Below are 18,579 nucleotides of genomic sequence, written 5' to 3'. Positions count from 1 at the left end.
TCACGAACCTCCACCCACCTGATAGAGCGTCAGCAAACTAGACTCCAGAAAGGCCCTGTGACCAGGACAAATGGAGAAGCACGACTGGAGTACTAGCGCGGCGAGGGCCAGGGCGGCCAGATGGATGCCGTCCAGCCACCACGGCCGGGCCGTGTCGTCGACGACGGCACGGGCGCGGGCCTGCACCCCGGCGCGCACCAGGGCGGCAACTTCCCGCGGCGGGGGCCAGGAGCGGCCGGGGTACGCCTCGGACAGGCAGGCCAGCACCTCCTCTCCCTGCCGGGAACGGTAGGGCTCGGGATAGGCCGCAAGCAGCAGACGGTTCATGCCGGGGCCGCTCCGGCATCCCGCGAGTGTCCGATGACGACGGCCGCCGCCTGCTGCATCCGCAGCGCCTCCCGGCCGAGCGCCTCGGTGCCGTCCTCGGTGAGCCGGTAGTAGCGCCGCGCCCGCCCGTCCACGATCTCCTCATGGCCGGCGGCCACCAGCCCGGCCCGCTCCATCCGCTCCAGCGCGCCGTAGAGAGTGCCGACAGCGATCCTGAGCCGCCCGTCGGTGGCCTGCTCGGCAGCCTTGATGATGCCGTAACCGTGCAACGGACCATCCATGAGTGCAGCAAGGATGAAGTACTGCGGTTCCGTCAAGGGAGGATTCTGTCTGCGCATGCATCGAGCATATATCGAGCTACGAAATATATCTGACAGCCCTGGGTGATCAACGGCAGCACCTCCACGCCCGCGGCGAGCGTCACCCTCTCCCGGCCGGCGGGCGCGACGGCGATCTCCTCGACGCACCCGCGCGGCGTTGGCGGATGCTCACCGCGACCTGGTCCGGGCCGAGCGGAATGTGCTTCCCACCGTGTCCGCCGGACCCGTCTCGCCTCTGTTGAATCTTCCATGGACCAGACCCTGTTCGCCGGGACCGGCCGGGAGATCAAGAAGATCGCCAAGTCCAAGCCAGCCGAGCACGGCTTGCCGTTCTCGACCTGGAGTCCAGCCAAGCTGGCCGACTTCCTGGTAGCCGAGGGGGCGTTTGACGACATCAGCCACGAGGGCCTTCGGGCCCTGCTCCGCGAGGAAGGCGTCTGATTTCAATGCACAAAGACCTGGAAGACCTCACACGACTACGCGGCCAAGAAGGCCCAGGTCGAACACCTCTACGCGATCGCCGACGGTGAGGTCATACCCGAGGAAGGCGAGCCGAAGTCGTCTTCTGCATCGACGAGTTCGGGCCGCTCAACCTCCATCCCCACCCCGGGCGGCAGTGGACCGAACGCGGCGGCAGCCACAAGGACCCCGCCCGGGAACCGAGGCCCCGCCGGCGGGCGCCCTACACCCGCCCGCACGGGGTCCGGCACCTGTTCGCTGCCTACGACCTACGGTCCGGAAGCACCTATGCCCGTGTTCCCTTCCGACCTTCGGGCACTCGCTGACGAAGCCCTCGCCCGCATCGCCAGCGACGAGGACGGGCCAGCTTCAAACTGGGTGGACCCGGAGGACGCGCCATCCTCCGCAAAGCCCTCACCGGCCCATACGCTCGGCAACGACTCGCGCGATTCCTGGCAGCCCAGCCCTATCCGACCCTCACCGAAGCAGCCCAAGATCTCGGCATCCACCAGTCGGCCCTGGTGATCCAGGTCAACCGCCTCGAACGGGACCTCGGAAAGGCGGGCGATCTCCGTGGCAGAAGGGACTCCAAGGCATGGAGCAGTGGCAGATGGCCGATCCGAACGTTCCTTACTGGACCATCCGGTACTTGGAGTCCGGGGAGGCGGTCCCCGGGCACACATTCACCGTGTTCATCGCCGAGGACGACACCGAGGACGCCCGATACTTCGATCTGCAGCGCATGATCGAGGAACCGGGTCAGCAGGAGATCGATCTCGAGCTGGACAGCTACTGCATCGTGTCGGAGAGCGACGGCGTCGACTACGGCGGTCTCGAAGAGACAACCCTGCTGCCAGGTCAGCTCACCCTCCACTTCCGGGCCGATTCCGTGGATGAGTTGGAACTGCCGTCCAGAATAATCACCTTGGGGATCGACCCAGACATCGACATCGATGAGCTTCGGAAGGGCTTGAAGAAGGTACTCACATACGGGAACTCACTGAAGGTCCCCGTCATGAACCTCACGTGACCCGAGCGCGCGCCGGATGGCCATCGCTGAGACAGAGGGTTATCGCCTGGCCCAAATGAGAATGGCAGCAAGGTGGAGTGCAGCCATGAAGTTGGAGTCGTACCCCTTGTCGCCGAGCAGGGCGTCGGGTCGGCGGCGGGGTCGGCCGGGGCGGCCCGTGACCGGCGGGATGCCGTCGACCGGGGCGAGGGTCTGGGTGACGTCGTTGACGTTGGCCGCGGTCGTGATCACCTTGAGTAGGGTGCCACGTCCGTCGCAGATCAGGTGGTGTTTGCTGCCCGTCTTCCGCCGGCCGACCGGCGACGGGCCGGTGTCCCCGTTACCCGCGTGAGCGTTTCCGGCCCGCCATACGTACGACGCGCACGAGCCTGGTCACCGTCTCCCACCTGCGCCTTGCCCTTGCCTGTTTCGCCCACTGTTCCCGCCTGCCACACCGGAACCCGCACCCGGCACCCATGCCAGGCAAGGGTGACGTCGTAGCGGTCGGGTCGGCAGCCGTCGGCGATCATGCCCCGGGCGATCGATCCCGCGACGGAGAACCCGCCGTACGCGGCGAGGATGCGGCCAAAGTTGTCGTCGGACCGGAATGTCGCCACCGCCCCGTGCAGGCCCAGCGCGATGACGCCGGCGCCGATCCCGATCCATCCCTTGCGCTCGCGGTGGTGTGGACCTGGCGGATCAGTTCCTTGAGTTCCGCGTCCCGCACGGCACGGGCGGACGGGACAGCCAGACGTCTGTTGTGGGCGTAGTAGGTGGAAGGGGCGATCTTGCGGTCGTGCCTGGTGAGGGTTCTGCAGATCGGCTCGACGCCGCCGAAGCGGTCCCGGTGCTCGTCGATGAACGCTACGAGCGTGTGTGTGGCCGGTCGAGCTCGGCCGCGAAGGAACTCGCCGCCGCCTTCACCATCTCGTTCGCCCGCTTCAACGCTTTGAGCTGGGCAGACTCTTCCGTCGTCGCCCCCGGACGCTGCCCCGCATCGATCTCGTGCTGCTTCAGCCAGTTCCGCAGCGTCTCGCGCCAGCCGATGCCGAGCTCCTCCGTGACCGCCTGCAGAGCGGCCGTCTCATTCGGGTAACGGGAAGGTCGTGTCTCCAGTCGAAACGGGGTGGTTCAGTCCAGGTTCTGCGCCAGTGCACGCAGGCGTGGTCCGTATTCGGAGTGTTGCAGGGCAGGTCGTGGCCGCGCGCTTCACCCGGGGTGAGCGACCCGGCCAGGCGCAGCATGTCGCCTCAGTGGGCGCGTATCCGGTCCGGACGGATGGTGTGGTTCGAGACTCCGAGAGTGCGCTCTGGACGGTTTGTCCAGACTGGACGTATAGTCCACCAAATGGAGACCGTTGAAGAGAGCATGCATCCGCGGGCGCGGATGTGGGCGCCCGTGGGTCAGGCCGTCGCGCTGCTGCTCGGCCCGTACGCCGAGGTGGTGCTGCACGACCCGGACACCGACCGGATTCTGGCGATCTGGAATCCGATGACCTCTCGTGGCCCGGGGGACCCGTCACTACTGGGCGAGCTGGACGAGCTCGATCCGTCGGCCCGGGACGTATTCGGTCCGTACGAGAAGCTGCTCGCAGACGGCCGGCGCCTGTCGTCGGTCAGCGCGGTCCTGCGCGAGCCGGACGGGAAGGCCGCCGCGGTGTTGTGCGTCAACCTCGACCGCACGCCGCTGGAGCAGGCCGCGGCCGTGCTGTCCGCGTTCGGCGCCCCGACCGTGCGCCGGCCGGAGCCGCTGTTCGAGCAGGACTGGAACGAGGGCGTCCAGCACATCGTGGGCGCGTACGTGCGAGAGTGCGGCCGCCCGGTGGAGCGGCTGACCCGCGCCGACCGCCTGGCCGTCCTCGCCCGGCTGGACGAGGCCAAGATCTTCGCCGTACGCCGCGCCACCCCCGTCGTCGCCGGCGCCCTTCGGGTCTCCCGATCCACCCTCTACAGCCTGCTGGCCGAACTGAGAGCACCCAGCGCAAGGGACCACACAGCATGACCCGACTGCCCGACTTCCGCCTGGAAAGCTACCTCTCCCGGTGGGAGTTCACAGCGCGCCACCACCTGACCGCCTCCGATGTCCAGACCATGACGCTCTCCGAACTGCTCGCTTTTGCCGACGACCGGGACCGGGCCGCGTTCGAGAACCTGTCTCTGGGCTACACCGAGACCTTCGGCGATCCGACGCTGCGCGAGGTGATCGCCCAGACGTATGAGCGGGCGGACGCCGCCGACGTCATCTGCTTCGCGGGTGCCGAGGAGGCCCTCTACCTGGCGATGAACGTCCTGCTGGGCGCGGGCGACCACGCGGTCGTGGTGACTCCGAACTACCAAGCGGCCGAGACCGTGCCGCTGGCGCTGTGCGAGGTCACCGGCGTCGCCCTCGACCCCGGCCGTGACTGGTCCCTGGACCTCGACCAGGTGAAGGCGGCGCTCCGCCCCAACACCCGAGTCGTCTCGGTGAACTTCCCCAACAACCCTACCGGCAAGGTCATCAGCGCCGCCGACCTCACCGACCTGGCGCGGCTGTGCGACGAACGCGGCATTCACCTGTTCAGCGACGAGGTCTACCGCGGCCTGGAGCGCGACCCGGCCCACACCCTGCCGCAGGCCGCCGACCTGTCCGAGCGCGCCCTGTCGCTGAACGTGACTTCCAAGTCGCTCGGCCTGCCGGGCCTGCGGATCGGCTGGATCACCTGCCGCGACCGAAAGCTGCTGTCCCGGCTGGAGCGGGCCAAGCACTACACCACCATCTGCAACTCCGCCCCCAGCGAGGTCCTGGCCCGCATCGCACTCAAGGCCCGCACCACAATCCTGGACCGCAACCGGGCGCTCATCGCGTCCAACCTGCCGCTCTTCGACGCGTTCTTCGCCGAGTTCGCCGGCCTCTTCGAGTGGCAGGCCCCGGACGGCGGCTGCGTCGCCTACCCCCGCTACTGCGGCCCCGAAGGCGTGGAGGAGTTCTGCCCCCGCCTGGTCGAGGAGGCCGGCGTCCTGCTGCTGCCCGCCAGCATCTACCGCTCCGAACTCACCCCTACCCCCACCGACCGGTTCCGTATCGGGGTTGGCCGCGCCCACCCCGAAGCGGGCCTGGCCGCCTTCGCCCAGTGGCTGCGAGAGAGCCGATGACCCCACCCGTCCTCGGCACCGCCGAGACCAAGCGCGCCACCACCCCGGAACTGGTCTTCACCGCCGTCCGTGACACGCTGATCGCCCATGTCCACGGCCGCACCACCGTGCCGCCACCGCTGCACCTGTAGTTCCCCGACGACGGCGGCGACTGCCATGTCAAGGCCGGCCGGGTCACCGGCACGCCAGATTCACCGTCAGATCGCCACCGGCTTCTACGGCGACACCGCCCGCCCCCAGCGCCGCTCGGGACGACGAGCAGCGCAGGAATCGGGCAGGGCGTGGTGGTCCTGGTTCCTGTCCTGGGCCGAGGCGGGGGTCTCAGGCCACCAGCCACTGGCCTGTCAGAGCCCGCGCCTAGGTCCCCGTGACGGGAAGCAGTACGGCCGGGGCCGCCCTGCCTCCTGGTTCGGCCAGGACACGCACTGTCGCGCGAGCGGAGGACGCACCGATGACCGCACCCGCACCCACTGGCACCGGCTCGGACCTTTCTGGACGGCGCCCCGCGTTCGGGGCGCTCTCTCCCGCCCTGTCGGCTCGCGCGGAGCGGGGTTACGCCCGCTTCCTCGCCACCACCCTGGCCGCCTCACCTGGCACGGAAACGGCGCCCGCTCCGGAGTCGTCTCTGGGGCGGGCGCCGTGTGACTGATCAGGCCACCCAGTCCAGCCCGAGCGCGGCGAGCTGGGCGAGTTTGTCAGCGGCCAGCTTGGCCCGCCGGGTCTTGCTGTTCGTCAGAAACACACCCAGTTTGACCCCGTGCTCCTCGCCGCCGATCACCACGGTCTCGACGTGGCCCCGGGGCACGGTCACGCTCCCGGTACGCGCCCTGTACTGCTCCAGGGCGAGCACGCCTCGCTCGAACGCCCCAGCCGCCGATGCCGTCTTCCTGGTCGGTGCTGCGGGCAGGGGTGTCAGCCCGAGAGCCTCCAGCCGCGCGCGCTGCTCGGGCAGCAGTCCCTGCCACACGGTGTGTTCGCGTTGCCGGTTGATCCATGCGCCGACGTCGCAGCCGTGGACGACGACACCCGGCAGTACCTCGGTGAGCCCCTGCTCCTCGGAGAGCAGGGCGCGCGTGGTGGCGTAGTGGCGCTGCCACTCGACGGACCACTCGGGGCGCCACTCCGGGTCGATGCTCTCCAGCGCCGCCCGCCGCTCCGCAGCCCGCTCCTCGTCCTTGCCGAGCCCGCCGGCCTTGCGGAGGTTGGCGAGCCACTGACCGACCGCCACCCCGTCGACCAAGGCGTCTTTCGGGGCGGCGAGGGTGCCGTGCACCGCGTGATAGGTCCGAGCCGCGGTGAGGTTGCGCCAGAATCCGGCGTCCGCGACCGACCACACCATGCCCGCCTCGTTCAGGAGATCGGCCCTCCACGCCTTGAGCGTCCCGAGCCGGAACGCGCGGCGCTGCTCGCTGACCCATGCGCCCAGCGCATACGGGATGCGGTCCTCGCCGAGTTCCACCGACGCGTCCAGCGGCACCTGGGCGTCGCCGTGCTCGCGCACCCAGTGGCGCAGGGCGTGGTAGCCGGTGAGCCAGATCTCGGAGTCGGGGTGCAGGACCCGGGTGCGCAGGAACAGCGCGATGGTCCCCGGATCGCGGGGGAGGGAGAACCGCAGCAACGGCACGCTGTTACCGGGGTGTTCCTCCTCGGCCGCGTCGTCTCCGGTCTCGTCCTCGGCGGCGGCCCCGGCCGCGCCGTCCTCAGCGCCCTGCGCGGTGCCGGCGCTGTCCGCGACGGCCGCCTCCCGCTCCTCCTGGTCGTCGTCGCCGTCGTCGCCTTCCTCGCGGACAGGGTCGAGGGTGACCACGGATGTGGCCTGCCCACGGGCGGTTGTGGTGCTCAGCGCCATGCGCTCGATGGCCCGGGCGTCATGTGCGCGGAGCCCCTGGAGGACCGAGACGAGGGGGCGGTAGCTGGAGGACGCCATCATGTCGGACGGGTCCTCTTCCGGCTCCAGGAAGACCGGCACGATCAGCCGCGCGACCTTGCCCTCTCCGGGGTCCTGGCGCAGGCCGCGCCCGGTGATCTGGACGATCTCGACGGGGGAGCTGCGGGTGTCGGCGAACACCACGGCGCCGACGCCGCGCTTGCCCCGGATGTCGATGCCTTCACCGAGGACCCGGCAGCTGGAGAGGACTCCGAGGTCGGTGACCCAGCCTTCAGCGTCGATGCCGTCCGCGAACCGGTCGAGCACGACCCTGCGGTGCGCGGCGGGGTGTTCGCCGCAGAGCCATTCCGCGCCGACCCGGCCCGGGTAGGCGACGGGGTCGGTCGCGTGGAGCTCCGCCGCCGTCTCCGGCAGCGCGCGGGCAAAGGACATCGCGTCCAGGGTCCGGGCGTGGAAGGTCATGAAGGAGCGCACCCCGGTGGTGTCGGCGTGCTTGAGCAGTGCTTCCTGGAGCGCGGCGAGGCGCCGGCCCCGCCGCTCCTCCAGTGACGCGTCCGGCCCCGGCGCCTGCGGGTCGCGGATCTCCAGGACGTCGATCTCGAACCGTGCGAGCACCCCGCGCTCGATGCTCTCCATCAGCCCGAACTCGAACAGAACCGGCCCGTACAGGCCGACGTCGTCCATCGACGCGACCAGCCGTCCGCCCAGTTCGTCCGACCCGGCGCTGCCGGGCATCGCTTCCCACAGGCGTGGGGTGGCCGTCATGTACAGCCGCCGCTCCGCCGGGATCCGGTGCTGGTCATGCACGGCCGCCCACGCCTTCCCGAGGTCCCCGGACGTGCGGTGTGCCTCGTCGACGACCAGGAGGTCGAAGGGGCGCATCTGCTGGCCGTACGAGCCGCGCATCGCCTGCTCCAGCGCCCCCGGCGCCGCGCCGTCTTCCGCGCTGTCCCGGTCGCTCTGGTCGTCGATGAGGCCTTGCGGGGACAGGCTCGCGTACGTCGCGAACACGAGCATCGGCCCGGTTTGCGCTCCGGTCCACAGGGCGAGTTGGGTGGGGTTGGTCGTGCATCGCACGTCGAGTGCGTCCAGCAGCGGATCGGCGACGAGGCTGCATACCGCGACGGCCGGGGCCGTGTGCCCGACAGCCCGCCAGGCTTCCACGGTCTGTGTCAGGAGATCGAGGGTGGGGACCATGACGCCGACCATGCCCCGGGGGACCATGCGCAGCGCGGCCACGGCCGCTGTGATCGTCTTGCCCGAGCCGGTGGACATGTGGACCTGCCCGCGCTGACCCGATGCGGGCACGGAGCCGTCCGACGGGAGGGACAGACCCTCGACGATCGAGTCCACGGCCTCGACCTGATGCGGCCGAAGTGCGATAACACCCTGCATGTCCACCACTCCCGGGATCAACGGCGTCCGAAGCACCGGACGCCGTTGCTTCCCGCTTCGCCGTTCCGTTGTGCTGACGACGACCGTAGCGCATTTGCCCAACATGTGTTCACTGAACGTCCAATCTGGCGCCGGAAGTCGTCCAAATACGTTAGGGTCGCGGTATGAGTCAAGAGACCGGCGTGGAAGCGCTGCTTGAGGAAGCCCGGCTGAACGCGTCGATCCCGCCTCCGGCTGAGCGTCAGCGGCTGCGGGAGGCCGCGAGTCTGTCCCGGGCCCAGGTCGCCGCGGCGGTCGGTGTCGGGCGCACCACGGTGGCCAACTGGGAGACCGGCCACTCCGATCCGACCCCGCCCGGACGCCTGCCGTACCTGAAGCTGCTCAAGGGCCTCGCCGAGATCTACCCGGCCACCCCCGCAACAGCTTCCGGGCCCACCGCGGATCCGACCCCGGAAGCTGTCCCGGTGCCGCCCGCGTTCGCTGCCGCAGCGGAGACGCTGCGCGGCCCGGACGGGCGCGCCATCGAGGGCGACCCCGGCCCCTGTATCCGGTGCGGTGTCGAGACGACCTACCAGTCCACTGACGGCCGCCCCCTGCACTCCGGGGCGCTCTGTCAGCCCGCCGGCCCTGCCTCGCCCCCGGCCGCGCCCGCCACCGAGGCCGCGTCCACCAGCCCCCAGGCCGTCCCTGCTCCGGCCGCCGTCACACCCGTGCCCGTCTCACCGGCTCCGGTGCCCTTGCCCAGCCGACCGGAGCGCCGTGCCCGCAGCGCTGCCCGCGCCCAGGCCGACACCACCCTCCTCATCAGCCGCGCCGTCCAGGAGGAAGCCGAGCGTGCGGGCGGGGATGAGGAAGCAGCGTTGAAGGCGCTGATCAAGCGGGCGATCCCCGACGTCATGCACCTGTTCAACGAAACCCGGGCCACCGGCCGCTACGACTACACCGCCTACCCCGCCCTGCCCGACATCCTGAAGAAGCCGTCCAAGAAGGACCCGGACCAGATCTGGGAAGCGAGGCCGCGCTTCCACCACCCCGACTACTCCCTGCGGGCCCCCGGCGACATCAAGGTCACCGCCCTGGACGTCAACGCTGCCTACCTGTCGGCCCTCAAGTGCTGGCTGCCGATCGGGAAGCTGGAGCACAGCACTGGCACCGATGGTGTCGACCCGAAGCGCTCCGGGGTCCACCTGATCACCCCCGCACCGTGGGCTCACCCGCACCTGCCCGACCCGATCGGCGACCGCGACGAGCCCGGCGCCCTCTGGGTCACCAACGCCACCCTGCGCCTCCTGCAGCGTCTTTCGGGGCCGAAGTACGCCCTGGTCGACGCCCCGGTCATCCACGAGTCGTGGACGTCCGGCGCGACGGAGAACTTCCTGGACGCCCTGCGCAAGCTGCTGTCCGCCGCCCGTGACGAGGCGATCGAGAACCGGGACACGCTGACCCTGGAGTACGTCAAGGCGATGTACAGCAAGTTCATCTCGACGATGGGGGAGTCGATCCACAACCGCGAGATGGTCCGCCCGGACTGGATGCACATCATCCACTCCCAGGCATACGCGAACCTGTGGGGCAAGGCATACAAGGCCAGCCAGGCCGGGCTCGAGGTCGTCGCGATGATGGGCACCGACGAACTCCACGTCACCGGTGACTGGCGGAAGGTGTTCCCAGAGGGCCGGGGCGTCTCCCAGATGAAGGTCAAGCACAGTGACGCCAAGGCGTCCGGTGAGTACATCGTCGGCACGGTGAGCAGCTGATGGCCGGCCGCTGGATGGACCTGGGTATGTACAACGCCCGGGGCGTGCGGGGCGCGGACGCGCTCGGCATCGCGATCGAGCAGATGGTCACCGGCATCGCCTCGCCCGTCGACAGCGACCGCGGCCTTGCAGCCCGGCTGAACTACCTCACCAAGACCGATGCCGGATACGAGGCGATGGACCGCGCCGGCATCCACGTCTCCCCCCGCACCCTGATGGCCTGGCTCGCCGAGGAACGCACCCCGAACAAGGCCAACCGGTCCCGCCTGGATGCCGCGTACTGGGACCTGCGCCGCCGCAACGTCGCAGCCGATCTCAAGAAGCGCCTCAACAACCACGGTCGCGGAACCCGTGTCGAGATCAACCCCGTGGACCAGTCCCGCGTGGAGGGCAAACACCAGCGGGACCTGTCCAGCCGCAGCATCAGCGTCCGGGGGGTCTGGGACCGCGCCGTCGACGCCTGGATCGACGACGACGTGGCTGAGCTCGATGCCATCTGGGACGACATCATTCAAGACCTCGGATCCGAGTACGACGCCTACAGCAACGTCTCCTCCATCGGCTGGGCCGCCTGAGCCCAGCACAACGCCCCGCCTCCGGCATCGGAGCTGCCGGAGGCGGGGCGTTTCGCATCGTGGCCACTGTCACTCGCGTCGCTGTGTTCAGCCGGTGTTCGGGCCCCACGGTGGTGTGCCGGCCGCAGGGAGGGGGTGGTGTCCCTCGTCCCAGTGGTTCGACCAGCCGCACAGCCCGCACGCGTACCGGCCGTCGAGTCCGTGGACTTCGGCCTCGCAGCCGCGGCACCTGGTGGCGGTGATCTCCGGGGTGATGGCGGGCGGGGGCGCGGTGGAGGACCAGCCGCACTGGTTGGAGCAGGTCCAGGATCCATCGGATCCCTGGGTGGCTGAAGCGCCGCAGCGTCCGCACGTCATTGGTTGCCTCCCCGTGGCGGCCCCGCCGTCGGGGGTGCGGCGGGGCCGGTTTCAGGATGGCAGGGGCGGCCCGGGCGGGGAAGGCTTCGGCACATGGGTGACTCGTGCGGGGGTACGGGTGCGCCGCTCGCATCCTGAATTCGAACAGACATGCCATTGGATGGTATCCAAGACTCTCCCGCTTTCAACTTCCCGCAGGACCTGCGCGACGCCCAAAGTCGCCCTTGAGCTGCCCCGAGTTTCGTGGCGGCCGGTTTCTCGGGTTTCGGGCGGCGCTTTGGGCTGCCTGTGATCGGTTGTGCTGGGCCTCGAATTCCTCGGGTGGGAGGTAGCCGAGGGCGGAGTGCAGGCGCTCGGTGTTGTACCAGCCGACCCATTGGACGACGGCACGTTCGACCTGGTCAGCGTCCCGCCAAGGGCCTTGATGCACGATCAGCTCGGCCTTGAAGGAACCGTTGAGGGCTTCGGCCATCGCGTTGTCATAGCTGTCCGCGACGGAGCCGACAGATGCCGTCGCGCCAGCCTCAATCAACCGCTCGCCATACCGAATTGACACGTATTGCGACCCGCGATCGCTGTGATGAATCGGACCCGAGCCCTTCTTGATTCCCCGCCGCCACAAGGCCATCTCCAGCGTGTCCAGCGGGAGATCGGTCCGCATGTGAGTGGCGAGCTGCCAGCCGACGATCATCCGCGAGTACACGTCCAGGACGAAGGCGACGTAGACCCAGCCCGACCAGGTGCGGATATAGGTGAGGTCGGCGACCCACAGCTGATTCGGCCGGCTAACGGTGAAGCGACGGTTGACCAGATCGGGCGGCCTGGGCGCGGTCGGCTCGGGGATCGTGGTGCGGCGCCGCTGCCCGCGGATCACGCCTTCCAGGCCGTCTTCGCGCATGAGACGCTCGATGGTGCAACGTGCTGTGGTGAGGCCCTCGCGCTGCAACTGGCGGTGGATGCGCCGGGCTCCATAGGTCTCGCCGGAGGTGTCATGGATGCGGCGGATGTGCTCGATGAGCTGTTCGTCGCGCAGGCGCCGGGCGGACTTCGGGCGCCGACGGCGGGCGTTGAATGCCGAAACCGAGAGGTCCAGTTCCCGGCATACGGGCTCGACCCCGAAGTCGTCGCGGAGGTGGTTGATCACCGCGTCAGCCTCGTGCGGGGCTGGTCGAGCTCCTTCGCGAAAAACACCGAGGCGGCCTTGAGGATCTCGTTGGCCCGACGCAACTCGGCTATTTCTTTGCGGAGCTGGGTCAGTTCGGTCCGTTCGGCGGTGGTCAGCAGATCAGGCCGGTCGCCCTTGTCCGCCTCGGCCTGGCGGACCCAGCCGCGCAGGGCCTCCTTGTGGATGCCCAGGTCCTTCGCGACATGAGCGACCGGACGGCCGGAGGTCTGGACTTCGCGGACGGCACGCTCACGCAGCTCGTCGGGGTACTTCCGTGGTGCAGGCATCGGACCTGTGTTCTCCCATCTGCCGAGGCGATCATGCCTGGCTTCAGGGCCGCTACAAAATCCGGTTCAGCTCACAATCCGCCGTGACTCCCTGGAGAGCGGTGCGAGCGCCAACCAATGGCAGTGCAACGGCTCCGCCACCCAGCACTGGCGCTGGCAACCGGTCCCCACCGGCACACACTGGAACCTCGTCAACCAGAACTCCGGCCAATGCCTGCAAATCAGCGAGAGCTCCCAGGCCAACGGCGCAATCGCTGTCCAGGCAGGCTGCGACAGCTCACCAGCCCAGAACTGGTCATGACCGCCCAGCATGAGGACGGCTACCGACTGCGCCCTTCGGCCGGCAGTACCGCGGCTTTGCCGGTCCGAGAATCCCGCGCGAAGTGGCTACTGCTCGCCCCGCCGCTTGGGCCTCGTGGCTTGGCCAGTTAGCCCGACGGCACGCACCACACGAACGGCCAGGTGGGCGTGGTGCAGTAGTGACCCGTGGCCTACGGTGGAGACGGCTGCCGCTAGGGCCGCTGTTGCCCGTGCCGAGGCCGTTGGGACTGCGGATCAACGAGGCACGGACGCTCGACCTGGACGACGTCCGGTGGGAGCTTGGCCGGTTCGGCAAGCTCAACGGACGAAATCACAGACCTTGCCGGTCGGGCACGGCTCGCCGGCGCTGGTGTCGTTGGTGAGCGCAATCAGGTAGAACATCGCCACCAGCAGCAAAAAGCCGCCTATGACTGCCCAAAACGCATTGCGGCCGTACCAAGCCGTTATCTTCTGGCGCCGGGTGTGGCGAGCCGGGCCGGCCGCATCGTGACGGTCACTCGTCATGATTTCCCCCGTGATTGCTCACTCTGCGGACATGAGTACCTGGGCTATTCCCACCTCTGCCCGACCCATGCGGATCGCCCGGGGGCTCCTTCGGCACCTTCGCCGAGGACGACGACCAGGACGAGCCCGGCGACCTTGAGGACGAGGACGGCGCCCCGTACTGCTGACCGGTCCGGCCGGACCGCGCGCAGAAGGTTCTGCATCGTCGCCATCTGCCGTGCCCACCGGGGCGATGTCGTCGCGGTCCTGCGGGCGCTGCCCGGTCTCGTTGCCGCTCTGCTGAGGCGGAAGCCGTGACTGCCCCCGGGCAGGGTCTCCCTCGGCCTCTCTGTTCACGGCGTTGGGTTCGCATGGCGAGCGACTCCGTGTTCGGGTTCAGGGGGCCTGTGGAGACCCGGGGGCAGGGTCGGCTGCCTGATTTCCCGGTGGCACGGCGGACGGCCCCCGCGGGTGCCCGTGATCGACCGCGGGCAGGCCGGGTGTCGTACCTGTCCGGCCTGCGCTGGGAGTCCCTATTTGGTGATGACGGGGTCGAGCCATGCGGTGAGGGTGTCGCCCGCAGTTGTGGTTGATGGTCAGGGTGACGCGGAACGCTCCGGTGAGGTCGGCGGTTGCTGTCTGGGCGCTTTCTCCTACGGCGATGGTTCGTTGGAAGCGTGTGAGGTCGTCGACGGAGATGGTGAATTCCGCGCTGGTGTTGGTGCCGCTGTCGTCGGAGATGCCGATGCCCGCGACCAGTTTTTTTGTAGGTGCGGTCCAGCTGCCAGGTCGCCACTGTTCCGCAGGTGCTGGTGAGGTTGTCCAGGGCGACGGGGTAGTCGTGCAGGTTCACCGTCCGGGCCCCTGCCTGGTAGCCCTCGTCCTCGAATGCTGGCAGGTCGTTGCCGAGGGACGTGCCGGAGGGCGGGGAGGTCTTGTACTCCGAGGGTATCGAGGCCTCCGTACCCGGTTCCCTCTCCGTACCCGGTTCCCTCTCCGTACCCGGTTCCCTCTCCGTGCTGGGTGCCGGGCTGGAAGGTGTCGGGGTGGTGGGGCTGGGTGTGGCCGGCGTCGGGGTGAGGGGTGCCGGGGACGGGGACGCGGCTTGGATGGTCGTGTTGGCTGTGCCGGCTGCCCAGATGCCGACGGCGGCGCCGCCGGCCAGCAGCATGACGGCCAGCGCACCGCCGATGAGGAGAACAGCGGGCCGGACGCGGGGCTTTTCCTGCTGCTTCGCCGGGGAGAGCTCCGGCGGCTCGGCCGGTTTGGGGGGTGTCCAGGGCTGCTGGTGCGCACCGGCACCGCCCCCGGACGACACCGGGACCAGGTCGCCCGGCCTGTCGGCTTCCTCGAGGACGGCCAGGCGGGAGCGGCAGCTGTCGAGTTCGGTGATCAGGTTCCCGCGGCGGTGGACGAGCGTGTCGCGGCGTTCGGCCCTGGCCCCGGCCGCGCACGCCGACGGACCCGGCGGCGGCTCCTCCGGCTCGTCGGGCTCCTCGGGGTCCGGGCCGGCCGGGGCGGCCGGGGCGGCCCCGGCCTCGACCGGCAGCAGCAAGCCGACGGACAAGTGCTCGTACGCCCTGGTCGACCCGCAGCCGCCCCCGGGCCACCTGGCGTGGAAGGGCAATGAGCCGGCCGACGGGGCGGTCTACAAAGTCCAGTGCGTGATGGTCTGCAGGGGAGTGGCAGTAGAGAGTCGTCATTTCGATGTCAGTGGCGTAGCCGTAGTGACCTGCTAGATGCCACTGACGGGCCGTGACGGACTAGTGCTGACACTCGTGACGAATGGCCGTGTCATTTTCATGCTGCTCCAACGGCATCGGTGGAGTTTGCGCAGGTCAGAGGTTGTCCACCTTTTAGTCTCGTGTTCGGCGGACCGAGGAACGCTGGACTGCCCGGATCGATGCCGCGAGAGTGGATCCGTGCAATCTACTCACTAAGGGCTGTCCCGCAATTCCTGGTGGATCAGCGCGCGGCGTCAGATGCGGTGCATCGCAAGGCGGAGGGACGCCCGAATACTGGACGTATTCGGGCGTTCCGACAACGCGGCGAGGTGCCGTAGCTGTCGTCGCGCGCCCGCCAGGAGTTGCGGGACAGCCCTTACCGCGTACTGGTCGCTGTCTTGGTCGGGCTGCTCGCGGCCGCCACAGCCGTGATCCTCGCCCAGGTCGACTCCGAGCCGCTCACGAAGGTCGTACGGGATGCCGCCGTGGCGTTCGGCGGGACAACAGCCCTCGGTCTGCTGCTGATTGGTGAGCTCCGCAGGACTCGTGGTGGAGGAGCCGAGTGAACCGCTATTGGGCGGAAGATCTGATCGTTGAGCCTTCCAGTCTTCATGACGGAGACCAGGATTGGTTCGAGTGCCGTCCGGTACAGGTGGCCGGCCATCTCTTCCCGCCCCGCTTCCGTATCCGGTTGAGTTGCACCGCCACCGGCGTGGACATGTGCGTTGCTCTTGAGGTCGACCGCGGCGGGTTCGTCGAGCAAGAGAACGCCACCACGGTCGGCGGCGTGTCTTCGGACCAGGAGAAGGACCGGATTCGTGCTTCTGCTCGCAAGCTTGCCCTGCCGCTCGCTCTGTCCATGATTCCCTACGGCCTCTTCAGGAGCACCAAAGAGGGCTGGGAGTGGAGAGACGACGAATGGGGGCCACCCCTTGTGAGAAAGCTCCAGCGCGAGGACGAACATGGGCAGCGCCATGCCCAGGGCGTAGCAGGCCAGGAGCAGGCCGCCGCGTGCCGGGCTCCCGCCGACGGCGGCGACGGTGAGGATGCCACCGAGGATGGGGCCCGCGCAGAATCCGGCGAGCCCGTACACCGCGCCCAGGACGAACACCGACCGTGCCGAGCCCGAGCGGCGTGCCCCGGCGGCCTCGCTCAGACGCCGCACGCCGAAGCCCAGGCCGAGGACCTGGGCCACGCCCAGCAGGATCACCGTCCAGCCGCCCACGGTGACCAGGGTGTCGCGGTGGCCGTAGAAGAGGCGGCCGGCGAGTGATCCCGCCACGCCCAGGGGGACGAGTGTGGCGCGCAGGCCGGCGTAGAACAGGAGCGTGCGGGCCAGCAGGGTGGTTCTGCTGGTGAACGAGTAGGCGAAGAAGGCCGGGAGCAGCAGGGCGCTGCACGGGCTGAGCAGAGCGAGGAGGCCGCCGAGGAAGGCGGCGATGATCCCGATGTCGCTCATCGTCGGGCGTCCTTTGCCGCGTCCTCGACGGCCTTCTCGAAGACGGCGAGGGGCTGGGCGCCGAGGATGGGCTTGTCATTGATCAGGAAGGCCGGGGTGCTGGTCACCCCGAGCTGGTAGCCCTCGGCCTGGTCCCGCTGGACCGCGGTCTTCGCGCGGTCGGAGCGCATGTCGTCGAGGAACCTGTCGATGTCGGCGATGCCCGCTGCGCGGGCCATGGCGACGAGTTCGTCCTCGGCGAAGGCTCCCTGGTTGCGTTCGCGGGTCTTGCTGTACGCCTCCTCGTGGAACTGCCAGAACTTCTGCTGTTGTCCGGCGGCCCAGGCGGCGCGGGCGGCCTGCTCCGACTCCTGTCCGAAGACCGGGAAGTTGCGCCATTCAATGCGCAGGATCCCCTTGTCGACGTAGGAACGGATCAGCTCCGGCTCGGTGTCGCGGGCGAACTTGCCACAGAAGGGGCACTGGAAGTCCGCGTACTCGATCAACACGACGGGCGCGTCCGCACGGCCCACCGCCAACGGATCCTCGGCGTCCCGGCGGGCGAGCGCGAGAAGACCGCTGTCCCGGGGCGCCGGCTCTTGGCCCGTGGTGCCACCTGCCTGGGCCGGAATGTCCCCTCCAGATGCGCGGGGGGAGGAACCACCGTCGGCGGTGATGGCCAGGCGAGCGGCGAGAGCGGCGACCAGAAGGGCCAAGACCGCTGCGACCATGCGGCGCCGGCCGGACGGATGAGACGTGGGCGCAGCAGAAGACGAAGACATGAGAAACCCCTTCGACGGGTGAAGGAAGCGCAAGGAAGAAGGACGGCGGGGGAAAGCGGTGATCAGCCGACGGCCGGCACCGGGCACGAGGCCTCGGTGGCGAGCCTGCGCAGCGCGGCCTCGGCCAGCAGGACGACGGACGCCACCGCCACCAGGGGCTGCAGCGGTGCCCAGTAGCTCAGCGCACCAGAGGCGCCGACGAGGAGGAGGACTACCTTGTTGCAGACAGGACAGCCGATGGCCAGGAACGACAGCACACCGCCGAGGTAGCCCAGACGCCGGCCGGAATCCGAATCCGTAGGCCGGGCCGACGGGCCCGCCGCCACGTAGGTGGCCAGCACGAGGCCGGCGAGAGCGGCGGTGACGGCCCAGGCGGGGTAGTTCCACCACTGCACAGGAACCGAGCGGGAGAACCACGGGGTGGGAACGACGGCCGTCGGGACACCGGTGATGGCAGCCGTTGCCAGCGCACCGGTGATGGCGGCCGCCCAACGGCGGGCGGTCCAGCCGCGCAACGCGGCCATCGCCCCACGGACCGAACGAGAAGAAGACATAGAAAGGGAACACTCCGTTCTGCGGGCTGGGAAGGGCGCGATCAGCTGATCGGCCTACACCCGCAGAACGGAAAGGGCGGACAGGGAAACAGGCGGCGGCCGCCCCGCGGACTCCGCAGGCGGGCACCGGCCAGGCGGCGGACACGGGACCGGATCGCCGACTGTGCCAGCGATCACGTGCGTCGCTGAGGCCGCCGAGATCTCGCCCCGGACCGTCTGCGCCACGGCGAGCGATTTCTTGACGCAGGGGCGTGATGCGGACCGGTCCTCAAGGACAGTCGACCGGACATGATCGACCATCGGCCGGTGCCGCTCGGCGGCGTGTCCCTCCACCGCAGTGACCACCCCCGACCCCCCGGCGGAGCCGCTGGCGCGGCCGGCGCACAGCCAGGCTGTCAGGACTACGAGGAACGCGAGCGCGATCCGGACACCGTGATGTGCCCTCAACCGCCTCATGGATTCTCCGGCCCGCTGCTTCCCCGGCATGTGTGGGCCACCCTGCCCACGCTGTTTTTCGCCGGACGACCCGGCGTGCGGATGACAGAGGGAGGCGGGAGGGGGGTCAGGCCAGGGCGAGGAAAAGCTTTTCCAGTTCTTCCTGCGACAT

Annotated in this window: 16 protein-coding genes and 5 pseudogenes; 9 read left to right on the top strand and 12 right to left on the bottom strand. The window is 69.2% G+C overall.

The window, feature by feature from the left end:
- Window positions 1-93: 93 nt before the first annotated feature.
- Window positions 94-327: pseudogene (locus AB0F38_RS31255) on the bottom strand (hypothetical protein); the annotation flags it as partial.
- The gene (locus AB0F38_RS31250; protein WP_031089935.1) at window positions 324-665 is read right to left on the bottom strand and encodes a helix-turn-helix transcriptional regulator; all 342 of its coding nucleotides are present in this window, start codon (window positions 663-665) and stop codon (window positions 324-326) included. The gene AB0F38_RS31250 and the pseudogene AB0F38_RS31255, both read right to left, overlap by 4 nt.
- Before the next feature lie 231 nt (window positions 666-896).
- Here AB0F38_RS31250 and AB0F38_RS31245 point away from each other — a divergent pair.
- Both AB0F38_RS31245 and AB0F38_RS31240 read left to right on the top strand, forming a co-directional pair.
- Window positions 897-1,378 (top strand): annotated as a pseudogene (locus tag AB0F38_RS31245) (IS630 family transposase); the annotation flags it as partial.
- A gap of 323 nt (window positions 1,379-1,701) precedes the next feature.
- Window positions 1,702-2,136: an Imm10 family immunity protein gene (locus tag AB0F38_RS31240; RefSeq protein WP_361900765.1), complete on the top strand. Its 435-nt coding sequence runs from the start codon at window positions 1,702-1,704 to the stop codon at window positions 2,134-2,136.
- Window positions 2,137-2,226: 90 nt separating this feature from the next.
- Here the strand turns inward: AB0F38_RS31240 and AB0F38_RS31235 are convergent.
- Together AB0F38_RS31235 and AB0F38_RS31230 are read right to left on the bottom strand one after the other, a co-directional pair.
- Window positions 2,227-2,448: pseudogene (locus tag AB0F38_RS31235) on the bottom strand (transposase); the annotation flags it as partial.
- A gap of 158 nt (window positions 2,449-2,606) precedes the next feature.
- Window positions 2,607-2,795, bottom strand: a pseudogene (locus AB0F38_RS31230) (hypothetical protein); the annotation flags it as partial.
- A gap of 667 nt (window positions 2,796-3,462) precedes the next feature.
- Between AB0F38_RS31230 and AB0F38_RS31225 the strand changes: the two are divergent.
- The 3 genes from AB0F38_RS31225 to AB0F38_RS31215 are packed head-to-tail and all read left to right on the top strand — an operon-like array spanning window position 3,463 to window position 5,377.
- Entirely contained in the window at window positions 3,463-4,116 is a 654-nt protein-coding gene (locus AB0F38_RS31225; protein WP_361900763.1) for a PAS domain-containing protein, read from the top strand.
- Window positions 4,113-5,246 carry a pyridoxal phosphate-dependent aminotransferase gene (locus AB0F38_RS31220; protein WP_361900761.1) on the top strand — a complete coding sequence of 378 codons (1,134 nt, stop codon included), beginning with the start codon at window positions 4,113-4,115 and terminating at the stop codon, window positions 5,244-5,246. The genes AB0F38_RS31225 and AB0F38_RS31220 overlap by 4 nt, the downstream gene beginning before the upstream one ends.
- Window positions 5,243-5,377, top strand: a complete 135-nt coding sequence (locus AB0F38_RS31215; protein WP_361900760.1) for a hypothetical protein — start codon at window positions 5,243-5,245, stop codon at window positions 5,375-5,377. Before AB0F38_RS31220 ends, AB0F38_RS31215 begins: the two co-directional genes overlap by 4 nt.
- A gap of 518 nt (window positions 5,378-5,895) precedes the next feature.
- Here AB0F38_RS31215 and AB0F38_RS31210 read toward each other — a convergent pair.
- Window positions 5,896-8,529, bottom strand: a complete 2,634-nt coding sequence (locus tag AB0F38_RS31210) for a Helicase associated domain protein (protein WP_361900758.1) — start codon at window positions 8,527-8,529, stop codon at window positions 5,896-5,898.
- 164 nt (window positions 8,530-8,693) lie between these two features.
- Here AB0F38_RS31210 and AB0F38_RS31205 point away from each other — a divergent pair, with 164 nt between their 5' ends.
- Together AB0F38_RS31205 and AB0F38_RS31200 are read left to right on the top strand one after the other, a co-directional pair.
- The gene (locus tag AB0F38_RS31205) at window positions 8,694-10,286 is read left to right on the top strand and encodes a helix-turn-helix transcriptional regulator (protein WP_361900756.1); all 1,593 of its coding nucleotides are present in this window, start codon (window positions 8,694-8,696) and stop codon (window positions 10,284-10,286) included.
- The gene (locus AB0F38_RS31200; protein ID WP_361900754.1) at window positions 10,286-10,861 is read left to right on the top strand and encodes a transcriptional regulator; all 576 of its coding nucleotides are present in this window, start codon (window positions 10,286-10,288) and stop codon (window positions 10,859-10,861) included. The genes AB0F38_RS31205 and AB0F38_RS31200 overlap by 1 nt, the downstream gene beginning before the upstream one ends.
- Before the next feature lie 87 nt (window positions 10,862-10,948).
- Here AB0F38_RS31200 and AB0F38_RS31195 read toward each other — a convergent pair whose 3' ends face one another.
- Window positions 10,949-11,218: a hypothetical protein gene (locus AB0F38_RS31195; protein WP_361900752.1), complete on the bottom strand. Its 270-nt coding sequence runs from the start codon at window positions 11,216-11,218 to the stop codon at window positions 10,949-10,951.
- 292 nt (window positions 11,219-11,510) lie between these two features.
- Window positions 11,511-12,670: pseudogene (locus AB0F38_RS31190) on the bottom strand (IS3 family transposase); the annotation flags it as partial.
- 7 nt (window positions 12,671-12,677) lie between these two features.
- On the opposite strand from AB0F38_RS31190, the gene AB0F38_RS31185 reads away from it, so the two are divergent.
- A complete protein-coding gene (locus AB0F38_RS31185) occupies window positions 12,678-12,971 on the top strand; it encodes an RICIN domain-containing protein (protein WP_361900751.1) in 294 nt (97 codons plus the stop codon).
- 317 nt (window positions 12,972-13,288) lie between these two features.
- Here AB0F38_RS31185 and AB0F38_RS31180 read toward each other — a convergent pair whose 3' ends face one another.
- Both AB0F38_RS31180 and AB0F38_RS31175 read right to left on the bottom strand, forming a co-directional pair.
- Complete coding sequence (locus tag AB0F38_RS31180) at window positions 13,289-13,495, bottom strand: hypothetical protein (RefSeq protein WP_361900749.1); 207 nt, start codon at window positions 13,493-13,495, stop codon at window positions 13,289-13,291.
- A gap of 44 nt (window positions 13,496-13,539) precedes the next feature.
- Window positions 13,540-13,698: a hypothetical protein gene (locus AB0F38_RS31175; protein ID WP_361900746.1), complete on the bottom strand. Its 159-nt coding sequence runs from the start codon at window positions 13,696-13,698 to the stop codon at window positions 13,540-13,542.
- A 1,194-nt stretch (window positions 13,699-14,892) separates the two neighbouring features.
- On the opposite strand from AB0F38_RS31175, the gene AB0F38_RS31170 reads away from it, so the two are divergent.
- The gene (locus tag AB0F38_RS31170; protein ID WP_361900743.1) at window positions 14,893-15,213 is read left to right on the top strand and encodes a hypothetical protein; all 321 of its coding nucleotides are present in this window, start codon (window positions 14,893-14,895) and stop codon (window positions 15,211-15,213) included.
- 361 nt (window positions 15,214-15,574) lie between these two features.
- Here AB0F38_RS31170 and AB0F38_RS31165 read toward each other — a convergent pair whose 3' ends face one another.
- From AB0F38_RS31165 to AB0F38_RS31155, 3 genes are all read right to left on the bottom strand, one after another.
- On the bottom strand, window positions 15,575-16,657 hold the full coding sequence (locus tag AB0F38_RS31165; protein WP_361900741.1) for a cytochrome c biogenesis CcdA family protein: 1,083 nt from the start codon (window positions 16,655-16,657) through the stop codon (window positions 15,575-15,577).
- The gene (locus tag AB0F38_RS31160) at window positions 16,654-17,418 is read right to left on the bottom strand and encodes a thioredoxin domain-containing protein (RefSeq protein ID WP_361900738.1); all 765 of its coding nucleotides are present in this window, start codon (window positions 17,416-17,418) and stop codon (window positions 16,654-16,656) included. The genes AB0F38_RS31165 and AB0F38_RS31160 overlap by 4 nt, the downstream gene beginning before the upstream one ends.
- A gap of 62 nt (window positions 17,419-17,480) precedes the next feature.
- Window positions 17,481-17,972: a hypothetical protein gene (locus AB0F38_RS31155; RefSeq protein ID WP_030595727.1), complete on the bottom strand. Its 492-nt coding sequence runs from the start codon at window positions 17,970-17,972 to the stop codon at window positions 17,481-17,483.
- Window positions 17,973-18,579: the final 607 nt, after the last annotated feature.

This window comes from Streptomyces sp. NPDC025273 (assembly GCF_040638585.1).
In the GTDB taxonomy this organism is placed as follows: domain Bacteria; phylum Actinomycetota; class Actinomycetes; order Streptomycetales; family Streptomycetaceae; genus Streptomyces; species Streptomyces cinereorectus.
The sequence above is the reverse complement of the archived record's forward strand: the minus strand, read 5'-3'. Positions and strand labels throughout refer to the sequence as shown.